This is a genomic window from Propionivibrio sp., assembly GCF_016790145.1.
GTDB lineage: Bacteria > Pseudomonadota > Gammaproteobacteria > Burkholderiales > Rhodocyclaceae > Propionivibrio.
This window is the reverse complement of record NZ_JAEUOI010000002.1, coordinates 1-12405: the sequence shown is the minus strand read 5'-3', so window position 1 is coordinate 12405 and position 12405 is coordinate 1. Positions and strand designations below refer to the sequence as shown.

Sequence of the window (12405 nt, the reverse complement as noted above, 5' to 3'; positions counted from 1 at the left end):
TTAATCATAGCAAATTCATCCCGTTAGCGAAGCCGTTGCTTGGGATCAAAGCGGACAATTGTGGCGCCGTCTGCGGTCTTTCGGGCCTGTGCTTTCCAGGCATGACCATAGACAACCTCGAAGGTTGCCGGCAAGCGCCCTTGCGAAAGGTGTTTCTCGTATTCGGCGCGCGCCGCATGCCAGGCCGAACGCCCCATCAACCCGTGACGACGTGCCTGCATGGCACAAGCAGCGCCGCTTTGACGCAAGTCGCGGAACAGGTCGTCGATACTGGAATAGGTCATGGTCAGCACGTCCACATCCATCACCGGATCGGCGAAGCCGCAGGCAAGCAACATGTCGCCGAAGTCGTGCATGTCGGCAAAGCGCTGGGTATGCACATAGCCGTCGGAAAAACTGGCACGCAATTCCTTCAACGTATCCGGACCAAAAGTGGAAAACATCAACAGCCCGCCAACGTTAAGCACGCGATGCATCTCACGAAAAGCCGGAACGGGATCGTCCAGCCAGTGCAGCATCAGGTTAGACCAGATCAGTCCCACCGAACCCGAGGTGAAGGGCAAGGCAAGCGTATCGGCAGCGACCAGTGCGCTTGACTTCCTGCTCGCGCGCAGAAAGGGAAGCAGCCAGCGCAGGCGTGAACGTTCTTTACGCCCGGCTTGCAGCATGGCTTCGCTGACATCGGCGCCCAGCACCTGCGACTTTGCGTAGCGCTCGCTCAGCGCGCCAAGGCTGGCACCGGTTCCACAACCCAGATCCAGCACACGCCCGGGTTCGATCTTCACATAGTCGAGCCGTTCAAGCATTCGGCTGCCAACCTCACGCTGCAAGACCGCAACTGCATCGTAACCGCTTGCCGCCGCACGCGCAAAATTGCGCCGCACCTGGCGCGAATCAACGAACGGCGCCGGTGCGCTCATGGACTATCAGATTGGACGCAAACCGAGTTTGTCGAACAAGGACTGGTCGCGATCAATCCCCGGGTTGCTTGTGGTCAGCAGTTTGTCGCAATAGAAGATCGAATTGGCACCGGCAAAGAAACACAGCGCCTGCATTTCTTCCGTCATCGCCTCGCGACCGGCAGAGAGGCGGACGAAACTGCCTGGCATGGTGATGCGTGCTGCGGCAATGGTCCTGACAAACTCGAAATTGTCGATCTGCTCGCTTGTTGCCAGCGGCGTACCGGGAATTGCAACCAGATTGTTGATCGGCACGGATTCCGGGGGTGGATTCAGGTTGGCCAGTTGGGCCACCATTGCCGCCCGGTTCCGGCGTGTCTCGCCCAGGCCCAGAATGCCCCCTGAGCAAACCTTGATCCCGGCCTGGCGCACTTGCGAAATCGTATCGACGCGATCCGCGTGCTTATGCGTGGTAATCACCTGGTCGTAGAACTCGGAGTCGGTATCCAGATTGTGGTTGTAATAGTCCAGTCCGGCTTCCTTGAGCTGACTGGCCTGCCCGTCCTTGAGCATGCCCAGGGTAACGCAGGTTTCCAGACCAAGCGCCTTGACCTCGCGGATCATCTGCGTGACCACCTCAAGTTCCTTTTCCTTGGGTCCGCGCCAAGCGGCTCCCATGCAGAAGCGTGAAGCGCCCTTGGCCTTGGCATCGCGGGCCGCCGCCAGCACGTCCTCAACCTGCATCAGCGCTTCGCGCTCGGTTTCGGTCTTGTAGCGCGCCGACTGCGAGCAATAGCTGCAATCCTCCGAACAGCCGCCCGTCTTGATCGAAATCAGCGTCGAACGTTGCACTTCGTTCGCATTAAAGTTTTCGCGGTGCACCTGCTGGGCACGGAAAAGCAGATCCATCAAGGGCATCTGGTAAAGCGCCTCGACCTGGGAAACCGTCCATTTCGCAGAGCGGACTGGCGCAGAAGAATCGGGAGTCAGCGCAAGGACTGGAGCAATTGTATTCATGAGCGAAACCTAACAGAAAAAAAAGAAGACACGCAGGGAACATGCAGGCACAATCAGTGAACCGCTCAGGGACGGTTCTGGAATGTCGATTTTAACCCAAAACAAGGGCTTGAAGACCGGCCCGATACGCGAAATAGCGATCAACATCGGCAAGCTGCTAACGCAGGATTGCCTGCTTTGCGCTGCCGCCAGTGAAGATAACATCGTGTGCGCAGCCTGTGCAGCCGATCTGCCACAACTTCAAAAACCTTGCTGCCCTCGATGCGCCCTGCCAACACCGAACGGCGAAATCTGCGGTCGTTGCCTGGCCAAACCGCCACACTACGAAGCCACGCTTGCCGCATACCGCTATGACTTCCCGCTTGACAAACTGGTTCAATCTTTCAAATACGCTCATCGTCTGGCACTCGGCGCCTACTTCGGCCGGCAACTGGCCTCACTAAGCACGAACCTTGTTGCCGACCTCATCATCCCCCTGCCGCTCCACACCGAACGTTTGCGCGAAAGAGGCTTCAATCAGGCGCTTGAACTTGCGCGCCCGGTCAGTAGCGTTTTGCAGTTGCCGATCGACACCGCCCACTGCAGCCGCACGCGCAACACACCAGCCCAGGCCATCCTGCCCTGGCGCGAAAGGATAAAGAACATCCGTGGCGCTTATTGCTGTTCGGCTGATTTCACCGGGAAACGGGTCATTCTCGTTGATGACGTGATGACTACCGGCGCTTCGCTTGACGAGTGTGCACGCACCCTCAAACTGCACGGTGCTGCCGAGGTCACCGTGCTGGTCGTTGCCCGGGCTATGGCGAAGCCCTGATGCACTTGGCGACCTGCTGGTCTAACCATCATGGCGATTGATTTGCCACCCCGGAACATGAAAAAATGGGGCATCGGAAACCTCCACTGTTGTTAGAGGCACCAGGGGTGGTGCTTGGCAGAGTGGTGGCACACCGGTTCGCTCTTTGACTGCACATCGTGCCATTCTGGCCGCGAGGGTTTTTTGTTGCCTGTCAGCCATACTTTTTCACGGTAACCGTTGAAGCTGACCTACAACGTCAGCCGGCGAGCACTCGCCTGATTTCGGCAAGACCCGCCGACAGCATGGCCAGATCCTGTGGAGCGTCGCGCTTCAGTTCGTCGACCACGCTGCTGGCCTCGCTGACTTCAGCCTGGGACTCTCCGGGGCTGCGCTGTAATAGCTTCTGCCGCAGCTTGCGCAATTCTCTGGCGAGTTGCGCTCGGGCGCGTGCTTGCCAGCGGTTGCCGGCCGGCAGCCGGGCAATGGCATTTCCAAACCAGGCCAGATCAAGTCTCGCTTCAAGAAGTGCGCAAGCGCTCGTAACCTCGTCGATGGGCTTGTCGCTGGCGCGCGCCAGATCGACGAGCTCAAAGACGCCAACGATGGCGGCACGTGATTCGAGCAGCGCAGTGACGGCCAGGCCTCCCGTTTCAGTTTGGCGGGCAATAGCGATCGCTTGATTGACCGCAGCGCGGTAGATATCGACGATGGCGGTGATGCCCACGCCGACCGGTTGCGCGGCGATCACCTGGCGGGTGGCGGCACCGACCATCTCGCGCAGCGCAGCCATCTGTGCCATCTGCCGGGTAGCCGGGATCTTCAAATCGAGCGCCTCAATCTCGCACCACGCGGCTTCGGCGCCAAGCAGATCGCTCACCGCGAACCAGGCCGCCGCAACCTGAGCCGGACTGGCTCCGGTCTCGTCGCCGATCTGCATCACGAAGCTTGTTCCCATCCGGTTAACCAGGCGATTCACCAGTTGCGTCGTCACGATCTCCCGCTTCAGCGGATGCGTGGCGAGTTGACCTCCACACTGGCGCAGGAGCGCCGCCGGAAAGTAATCAACAAGCAACTGCTGCAGTTCCTCCGCATCAGGCAGCGGCGAGGCAAGTATCGACTCCTTCAGCGTAATCTTGGCGTAGGCGAGAAGAACGGCAATTTCTGGCGAGGTCAGGCCGCGGCTCATCTGCGCGCGTTCGGCAAGAGCCTTGTCATTAGGCAGGAACTCGATACGACGATCGAGCGCGCCTTTTGCCTCAAGGCTGCGGATCAATTGCGCGTGCGCGTTGAGCAGCTCGTGGCCCGCGGCGACCTCGAGCGCGATCGCCTGGGTCTGCTGATAATTATCGGCGAGCACGAGGTCGCCGACATCATCGGTCATCGACGCCAGCAGAGCATCGCGCTGCTTGCCGGTCATGTCACCGCAGGCGACAAGGCCAGCGAGCAGGATTTTGATGTTAACTTCGTGGTCCGAGCAGTCAACGCCGGCGGAGTTGTCGATGGCATCGGTGAAAATACGGCCGCCAGCGAGCGCAAACTCGATCCGCGCCGGCTGCGTCAGGCCGAGGTTGCCGCCCTCACCAACGACCCTGGCACGCAGTTCGCTCGCGTCAACACGCAACGCATCATTGCCACGGTCATTGGCATCCTGGTGACTCTGGCTGCTGGCCTTGACATAGGTGCCGATACCGCCGTTGTACAGGAGGTCGGTCGGCGCCTTGAGGATCTGGTTGATCAGTTCGGTCGGCGCCATCTGTTCGACATCAACACCCAGCCATTCGCGTATTTGCGGTGACAGCGGGACACTTTTCGCGCTACGCGGCCAGACTCCACCGCCGACCGAAATCAGCGATTTGTCGTAATCGTCCCAGGACGAACGCGGCAGCGCGAACATCCTTTGTCGCTCGGTGAAGCTGCGTGCGCTGTCTGGGTTCGGATCGAGAAAGATGTGCCGGTGGTCGAATGCGGCGAGCAGACAGATCTGGTCGGACAGCAGCATGCCGTTGCCAAACACGTCGCCGGTCATGTCGCCGATGCCGACGACGGTGATTGGCTCTCGCTGCGTATCGCGACCCATCTCGCGGAAGTGTCGTTTCACTGCCTCCCACGCGCCGCGTGCGGTGATGCCCATCTTCTTGTGGTCGTAGCCGACCGAGCCGCCGGAAGCGAAGGCGTCGCCGAGCCAGAAGCCGTAGTCGATGGCTATGCCGTTGGCAATATCTGAGAAGGTCGCCGTACCCTTGTCGGCAGCAACGACGAGGTAGGGATCGTCTCCGTCGCGGCGGCGGACATCCTGTGGCGGTACGATCTTGCCGTCGACGAGATTGTCGGTGAGGTCGAGGAGACCGCGAATCAGAGTCGAGTAACAGGCGATGCCTTCGCTCTGGAAGGCCTCACGCTCGCTGGCCGACGGCAGGCGCTTGCCGACGAAGCCGCCCTTCGAGCCGAGCGGGACGATGACAGCGTTCTTGACCATCTGGGCCTTGACCAGGCCGAGCACCTCGGTACGAAAGTCCTCCATGCGATCGGACCAGCGCAGACCGCCACGGGCGACGCGCGAACCGCGCAGATGAATGCCTTCCATGCGTGGGCTGTACACGAAGATTTCGTAGAGCGGCACCGGCTTTGGCAAGAAAGGTATCTGCTTCGAGGCTATCTTGAACGACAGGTACCCCTTCGGCTTGCCGTCTGCTCCGCTCTGGTAGGCGTTGGTTCGCAGCGTCGCCTCGATGGCGGTGCGAAAAGCGGAGAGGATGTGGTCGTCGTCGAGGCTGCTGACTTCGGACAGCGCGACAAAAAGTTCTTTGGCGATGGCCTCGGCGCGTGCGTCGTCGCCCGGCGGTGAAAGACGCGCCGCGAAGAAATCGACGAGTAGTCGGGCGATGTGCGGATAGGTGGCCAGGCAGCGTTCGATATAGACCTGGCTATAGTGCAGTCCGGCCTGGCGCAAGTAGCGAGCATAGGCACGCAGGATGGTGATGCGCGGGCCGTCGAGTCCGGCGAGAAGTGCAAGTCGATTGAAACCGTCGTTCTCGGCCTCGTCGCGCAGCAACTTTTCGAGCAGTTCGACAAAGGCGTGCCGTGTTGGCTCGGCGTCGAGCGCTTCGGCGCGTGGTAGCTTGATGGCAAAATCGGCGATATGCAGATTACTGCCGGTCAGATTGAAGGGCTGTTCGGAGAGCACCGTCAGTCCCATGTTCTCAAACACCGGCAGCACCACCGAAAGTGGTCGCGGACTGCCCTTCAGGAACAGTTTGAGGTGCTGGTGCGAACCATCGTCGCCGTAGGGCGCATTGAGCTTGACCTCAATTTTCCCGCTTTGTTCGGCGGCTTCAAGACGTTCGAGATCGGACACCGCCGAGGTCGGCGGCACCTGATCCTGATAGGCAAGCGGCAGCGCCAGCGCATAGCGGCGCAGCAAGGCATTGCCGCGCTCCTCGCCGCAGTGCTCGATCAGGTTCTGCTGCAATTCGTCGTGCCAGCCACGAACGATGCGCGCGACTTCGCGCTCTAAGCTGTCGGCATCGTAGGCAGGACGTGTGCCGTCCGGCGTCCACGCAATCAATTGCAGGCGGGCCAGACGCGACTCACCGACCAGCAGGAAAAAATCAATGCTATTTGCATTTAGCGTATCACTGAGCAGGGTGCTTATGCGCCTGCGTATGGTCGTATCGAAGCGGTCGCGCGGCATGAAGATCATCGCCGAGACATAACGCCCCCAGGTGTCGTGGCGCAGGAATACGCGGACGCGCGGATGCTCTTGCAGCATCACGATGCCGCCGGCAATGCGCTGCAGATCGATATCGGTGCTTTCGATCAGTTCGTCGCGCGGATAGGTTTCGAGGACATTGAGCAGCGTCTTGTCCTTGTGACTTCCCGGTGCAAAACCGCAGTTGGCACGAACCTTGGCAACCTTGCCGCGAACGACCGGGATCTCGGTCGTCGATACGTGATAGAAGTGGCTGGAATAGAGGCCGACGAAGACATGCTCGCCGACGATATTGCCCGCGGCATTGCGGTGAACCACGCCGACAAAGTCAAGATACGCCGGTCGGTGGACGGTCGAACGAACATCGGCCTTGACCAGCGTCAGCGCCGAAGGCATGCGCTCGATTTCAGCCCGTTGGCCGGGTATGCCGGCAAGACAACGAGCGAAGCGCGGGTGGTCGATCCGCCGCAGCAGGCCGAGGCCACCGTCGGGTGCACGCTTCAACTCACGGTCGCCGGTAGCGACGTGATAGTGCGTGTAGCCGAGAAAGACGAAATTGCCGGTCGCAATCCAGCGCAGATATTCCGCTATTTCTTCTGTTTCGGCGTTCGGTGCCAAGTCAAGGTCGGCGATCGCCGAGCCGATGCGTTGCCGCATCGCAGCAACATCCTCGACGGCGGCACGGATGTCGGCGAGAACCTCGACGATCTCGTTACGCAATGCCTCGATCTGGTGAACATCGCTGACCCGGTCGATCTCGAGGTGAATCCAGGACTCGGTTCGTGTTCCAGCGGATCCGAGCTCGTCGCTGCGCAACAGCTCGCCGCTCGCATCACGCTCGACGCCAAGCAGCGGGTGCATCAGGCGGTGGATGGTGAGACCCTGATGATAGATGAGCATGGTGATCGAATCGATGAGGAAGGGCATGTCGTCGGTAACGATGTCGACGATGGTATGCGCCGAATGCCACCCGTGCCGGTCGAAATCCGGCGTGTAAAAGGCGATCACGGCCTGACCGGGGAGACGTGATTTACCGAGACGATGGTGCTGGATCGCCGCGCCATGCAGTTCTTCGGGACTCGCTTCGCTGATGCCGGCAACGTCGGCATTGGCAAAATACTGCTCGAGATGGCTAGCGAGGTCGGTCGAGATCTTCTGGCGTGTGGAAATCTCGCGCAGGTTGCGCAGAAGGCTGTTGTCGGCGTCCAATACGAGTGTCATGTCCATCACCTCCGTTCTGACATCAATCCGATTGAATTCAGTTTGCTATGTATACACGCTTTCCGCAAAAGGCGCCGGGTGGCAAATAAATTTTATGACCATGCCGCGTTGGTTTCCGGAAGAATACCCTGGCCTGCCCGGAAATGAGCTGGGTGAAAAGCGTGTATTTCCCTAGCGCAGCTTCTGCTCGACCAGCGCGCTCAATTCAGTGCCGAGATTGCCGCTTTGTCGGGCACGCAGAAACGCTTCCCTGGCTTCGCTGACACGCCCTTCCTCCTCCAGCGCCAAGCCTAGGCCGAGCCACCAGCGGCCATCGCCAGGCGACAGCCGGGTCGCCGCCTGGTAGTGTTCGGCCGCTTCCTTGTGGCGCCCGAGACGGTGCAGGACATGCGCCATAAAGCCTTGATAATCGGCATTGCTGCCGGCTGCCGGCAACGAATAATTGAGTGTCTGCCAAGCTCCCGTGAAGTCCTTGCGATCAACCTGCAAGCGGGCCAGGCTCATCGCCCAGCCAATCTGTGCCGGCTGCCCCTGCAGGCCTTCCTGCAAAACCTGGGCGGCTTCATCCGTCCGTTTGGCCTCAAGCAACAGCTTGACCAGCAACTGCCGGGAAGCAATATGCAAAGGCTCCTGACGCAGCGCGTTATGCAATCCGTCTACGGCTTCGCCAATCCGCCCCTGATTGACGGCGGCAATGGCCTTGCGATACTCGGTCTCGGCACGCTCACGGGACGAACCAGGGGCATCGGTTCTCTCGATCATCGGGTTCGTCGCGGCCGTCGGTGGCATTGAATCTCTGACCGATTTTCCTGACCCCTGCAGCGTCAAACCAGCCGCTGCGGATGTCTTTGTTTCAGCTACTTTCGCCAGGCTGCGCTCATCGTCAGTTTTTCTATTGGCAAGAACAGGCTTCCCGGAAGCCGCATACACCGTATCTGGTTTGGCTCCAGCCAATTTCTCTGCCGGCGGCTTTATTTTTTCAGCCATCCGCTGACTCCCACCTGTTTCCTGCATTGTCGCAGGGGTCGAAGGTACCTGCACTGCTCGTTTCGGCTGGATTGAAACGATTTTATCCGGCTCAGGCGCAGGCAATCCAAGGGACGGCGGCATGGCTGATGGAACTTGCAAGGGTATTACAAGGGTCGGCACAGCAGGCGGTACGGGCGGCACTGCCTGCTGCCTCGTCTCCCACATAAACAAGGCAAGCCCGCCAGCCAGAACAAGCAGGACAAGGACGCCGACAATAATCGGGAGTGGCGATGCCTGCGGCTTCGGCAGAGGACGAACAGCGTTGGGCAACCGGCTACCGACGCCATGCGCTGCCTGTCGCGCATCGAGATCCTGCAGCATCTGATTGATCAGACTCATGGCTTTCCCATCGACACAATCGTCACAACATCATCCCCAGAACCACCCGACATTACTCGCGCCTTCCGTATCCTTGCGCGCCAGTCTGACATGGCGCACTTTGGCCATCTGGCGACCTTCGCCAAAAACCGACAGCAATGACTTGTGCGCCAGAATGTTGATCAGGCGTGGCGTTCCGCCGCTGGCCCGATGCAGCGCACGCAGTGCGGCCGGGGTGAACAGTCCATCTCCCCGGTAGCCGGCAACGCGCAGGCGGTGCGCAATATAGTTTCCGGTTTCGCTCTTCCTCAAGCCGTCCAGGCGATAGTGAAAGGCGATGCGCTGCAACAACTGCCGAACTTCAGGACGGTGCAGCTTTTCATCCAGTTCAGGCTGACCGAAAAGGACAATCTGCAACAGCTTGCGTTTCTCGGTTTCCAGGTTGGACAACAGGCGCAAGGCCTCCAGCGTTTCGACCGGCATCGCCTGCGCTTCGTCGATGCAGACGACTACCCGCCTTTTCGCCTGGGCATGCTCAAGCAGCACATGATTGATGCGCCGCACCAGATGATACTGATCCAGTCCGTTGGCATCCATAATGCCCAACTCCTCGGCCAGAGCCAGAAAAAGCGTATCTGCGTTGAGGTTGGGATTGGGCAGATAGGCACTGACCCAGCCATCGTCCAGCGTTTGCAGCAGGCGGCGGCAGAGCAGTGTCTTTCCGGTACCGACTTCGCCGCTGATCTTGACGAAGCCCTCTCCTTCGTCGAGCGCCAGCAACAGGGTATTGAGCGCTTCCTGGTGATACTGGATGGAATAGATAAAGCTGGTGTCCGGCGTGATGCCAAAGGGCAGTTCGGTGAGGCCGAAATGGTTCAGATACAACGCAGACACCTCATTGGGAAAACCATCACTGCCCGGCTTGCGGCCGTGCCAGGCGCGGATCAAGCTGTTGAACCCGGCCCTGGGTCTCGATCAGGTCGTCCTTCCAGCTCGACTCGTTGCGGATGATTGTCGGTTTGATGAGGATGACGATTTCGCGCTTTCTGAGATAGCTATTGCGCGTTCCGAACAACAATCCCCAGACCGATGAAGTTGTCGTTCCCGGAAAACCGTTGGCATCCGACGACTGCTCCTGCTTCATCAGGCCGCCGATGGCGACGATGTTGCCGTCCTGAACACGTACCACGCTGTCTGTTTCATTGACCGCACTGTTGGCCAGCGGCAGGGTAAACTGACCGAGCGTACCGAGATCGATGACCGTCTGTTTCGCCTTGACCAGGCTGATCGACGGGTGAACATGCAGAACGATATTGTTCTCGCCATCGATCTGCGGCGTCACATCGAGGGCAATGCCTGAAAAGAAGGGCTGCAGGGTAATCGACGGTGTCGTTACGTTATTGTTTCCGGACGAGGTCACCGTTGAACTCACGTTGGTCACGAAGAACTCGTCAACACCGACTTTGAGCACGGCCATCTGATTGTTGATGCTGGCAATTCTCGGGCTCGACAAGACCTGGACATTGCCTTGGGTTTCCAGGAAGTTCAGCAGGGCCGCAAAGTTGGCGCTCTGAAATGCCAGCCCGAAAAACCCGCTGCCCAGCCTGGTTGCTGTTGTAACTCCGCCGACACCCGGCAATACGCCGACACCCGGCCCGATTATTGCGCCGGCTCCGCTTTGCGCTACACCCGACGCATCGAATCCGGATCGGTTCGTCGTATTCAGCACCGTTCCCGGCTGCGCCGGACCATAGGCAAAACGATTATTCGTTCCGCCAAAGTGGTTCCAGTTAACGCCGGCCTGAAACTCTTCGTTCAACTCCACCTCGATGATCTTGGCTTCCAGCATCACCTGCCGTTCGACGATCAACTGGGTAATGCGCAAGTAGTTCTCGACGGCCCGGATATCCGCGGGAAAAGCCTTGACCAGCACCACCCCGGGACCCGGGTTGACGATCACCGCCCGCCCGTCCTGGGTGCCAATAATGCTGGTCAATGCGGTGGTCAGGTCGCGCCAGAAATCACTGGTTGAGGTGGTCGTCACCTGGCTGCTCGGCGGGCCTTGCGGTGTCACTCCACCTGTTGTGGTGGGCGAAAAAGGCCCTGAGGCAGACGAACCTGGTGTCGCTGGCTGAGCCGAGTTATTGGTGTTCGATGTCACCCTCACCTCGGACTGCGCCTTGCGCTTCCCGTCCAGATAGTTGAGCTGGAAGATACGCGTCTGCATCGTATTCGGCTGAATATAGATACGCGTGCCCTGGAACTTGAATTCGTAGCCATACAGTTCGCGCAAAGCCTCCAGCGCTTCACGCACCGTCACGCTTTTCAGATTGACCGTTACGTTACCTGAAACTTCGGGCGCCACCAGCATGCTGTAACGCGTTCCGCTGACCAGCGCCATGAATACCTGGGTCGCCGGCGCATTGCTCACGGCCAGATCGAAGCGTGGCTCAACGTTTTTTGCAGAATCGGGCAGATCAAGTTGCAAGGGGGGCAACATGGCCTGGCTAAGCGCCTCGTCCGCACCCTTCGTCCGTGCGCCCAATGCACCCTTCATCTCCTGTCCGATCAGGTCGAAGGTGGATCCAGGTGCTTTTTGCTGCATGGCGCACCCGGCGACAAAAAACGGCATCAGCGTGACCAACAGAAGCAATCTGAACTTCATGGCTTACCCCCACTCTGCGCTCGTTTGGCCGCAGGCGATTTTGTAATGATGTTTGTCTTCTCGATACCCGGCGTCAGCATGAGACGTTCGGTCCCGGCCGGCCCCTGCAGAACGGCTTCACGCTCAGTCAGCCTGATCAGTCGGCTATCCCCGTAAAGTTCACCCAGCCTGACCTGTTGCCCACCGATTACAGCAACCGGTTTGCCCTTCTTCGGAATTTTGACCGACTGTAACACTGGGCCTGCAAGCGGTCCGGCATCGGGCGTTGGCGACGAAAAGGCAAGCGGTGGGCGGGTCGGATCCGTCAGCGCCGTTTGCGCCCGCACGCCAAGCGCCAGCGTGCTTAGCGCCAGTAAAAGTGTCGCCCGGAAAACCGGCATCAGACGATCAGCCATGCGCGATCCAGACTCAAGGTATAGACGGTCAGCGTCAGCACCAGTTTGGGATGCTGCTCAGCAGCAAGGCTGGCACTGCTCCACAGTAGTTTCGATTTCGCTTGCTCAAGGCGTTCAAGGTAAGCGGTCAACTCCTGATAACTTCCTTCCAGCCTGATCTCGACACCATGCTTGAACAGTCCAGCCGAGGTATTGGCCGGTTTATCCACTGATTTTTCCGCCCCCGACGCTTCGGCACCCGCTTTCTTCTCAAGCAGGGGCGAGACCGGCAGGGTTTTCAGGCTGAGAAGTCGCAGACCGGACTTGCGTCCGATCATATCCTCCAGCAAAGCGGACATGCGTTCCGGGGGAACCAG

Annotated in this window: 9 protein-coding genes; 1 reads left to right on the top strand and 8 read right to left on the bottom strand. The window is 59.4% G+C overall.

The features are described 5' to 3' along the window. Positions 1 to 23: 23 nt before the first annotated feature. Both bioC and bioB read right to left on the bottom strand, forming a co-directional pair. Entirely contained in the window at positions 24 to 920 is an 897-nt protein-coding gene (gene bioC, locus JNM42_RS00085) for a malonyl-ACP O-methyltransferase BioC (protein ID WP_294264274.1), read from the bottom strand. 6 nt (positions 921 to 926) lie between these two features. Next, a complete protein-coding gene (gene bioB, locus JNM42_RS00080; RefSeq protein ID WP_294264271.1) occupies positions 927 to 1916 on the bottom strand; it encodes a biotin synthase BioB in 990 nt (329 codons plus the stop codon). Positions 1917 to 1998: 82 nt separating this feature from the next. Here bioB and JNM42_RS00075 point away from each other — a divergent pair, with 82 nt between their 5' ends. Then, complete coding sequence (locus JNM42_RS00075; protein ID WP_294264266.1) at positions 1999 to 2730, top strand: ComF family protein; 732 nt, start codon at positions 1999 to 2001, stop codon at positions 2728 to 2730. A gap of 238 nt (positions 2731 to 2968) precedes the next feature. Here the strand turns inward: JNM42_RS00075 and JNM42_RS00070 are convergent, their stop codons facing one another. From JNM42_RS00070 to JNM42_RS00045, 6 genes are all read right to left on the bottom strand, one after another. Further along, the gene (locus JNM42_RS00070; protein ID WP_294264263.1) at positions 2969 to 7642 is read right to left on the bottom strand and encodes an NAD-glutamate dehydrogenase; all 4674 of its coding nucleotides are present in this window, start codon (positions 7640 to 7642) and stop codon (positions 2969 to 2971) included. Positions 7643 to 7813: 171 nt separating this feature from the next. Next, positions 7814 to 9010, bottom strand: a complete 1197-nt coding sequence (locus JNM42_RS00065; RefSeq protein ID WP_294264260.1) for a tetratricopeptide repeat protein — start codon at positions 9008 to 9010, stop codon at positions 7814 to 7816. 30 nt (positions 9011 to 9040) lie between these two features. After that, positions 9041 to 9874, bottom strand: coding sequence for an AAA family ATPase (locus JNM42_RS00060; RefSeq protein ID WP_294264257.1), 834 nt, complete (start codon positions 9872 to 9874; stop codon positions 9041 to 9043). Between the two features lie 25 nt (positions 9875 to 9899). After that, positions 9900 to 11654 (bottom strand): secretin N-terminal domain-containing protein, encoded by a 1755-nt coding sequence (locus JNM42_RS00055; RefSeq protein WP_294264254.1) that lies wholly within the window; start codon positions 11652 to 11654, stop codon positions 9900 to 9902. After that, a complete protein-coding gene (locus JNM42_RS00050) occupies positions 11651 to 12049 on the bottom strand; it encodes a hypothetical protein (protein ID WP_294264251.1) in 399 nt (132 codons plus the stop codon). The genes JNM42_RS00055 and JNM42_RS00050 overlap by 4 nt, the downstream gene beginning before the upstream one ends. Beyond that, positions 12034 to 12405: hypothetical protein (locus JNM42_RS00045; protein ID WP_294264249.1), on the bottom strand; the 372-nt coding region annotated here is incomplete at its 5' end. The genes JNM42_RS00045 and JNM42_RS00050, both read right to left, overlap by 16 nt.

Excerpts from the sequence above, each read along its gene's own strand:
- bioC (WP_294264274.1), bottom strand. The coding sequence starts at position 920 with ATGAGCGCACCGGCGCCGTTCGTTGATTCGCGCCAGGTGCGGCGCAAT.
- bioB (WP_294264271.1), bottom strand. The coding sequence starts at position 1,916 with ATGAATACAATTGCTCCAGTCCTTGCGCTGACTCCCGATTCTTCTGCG.
- JNM42_RS00075 (WP_294264266.1), top strand. The coding sequence starts at position 1,999 with ATGTCGATTTTAACCCAAAACAAGGGCTTGAAGACCGGCCCGATACGC.
- JNM42_RS00070 (WP_294264263.1), bottom strand. The coding sequence starts at position 7,642 with ATGACACTCGTATTGGACGCCGACAACAGCCTTCTGCGCAACCTGCGC.
- JNM42_RS00065 (WP_294264260.1), bottom strand. The coding sequence starts at position 9,010 with ATGAGTCTGATCAATCAGATGCTGCAGGATCTCGATGCGCGACAGGCA.
- JNM42_RS00055 (WP_294264254.1), bottom strand. The coding sequence starts at position 11,654 with ATGAAGTTCAGATTGCTTCTGTTGGTCACGCTGATGCCGTTTTTTGTC.
- JNM42_RS00050 (WP_294264251.1), bottom strand. The coding sequence starts at position 12,049 with ATGGCTGATCGTCTGATGCCGGTTTTCCGGGCGACACTTTTACTGGCG.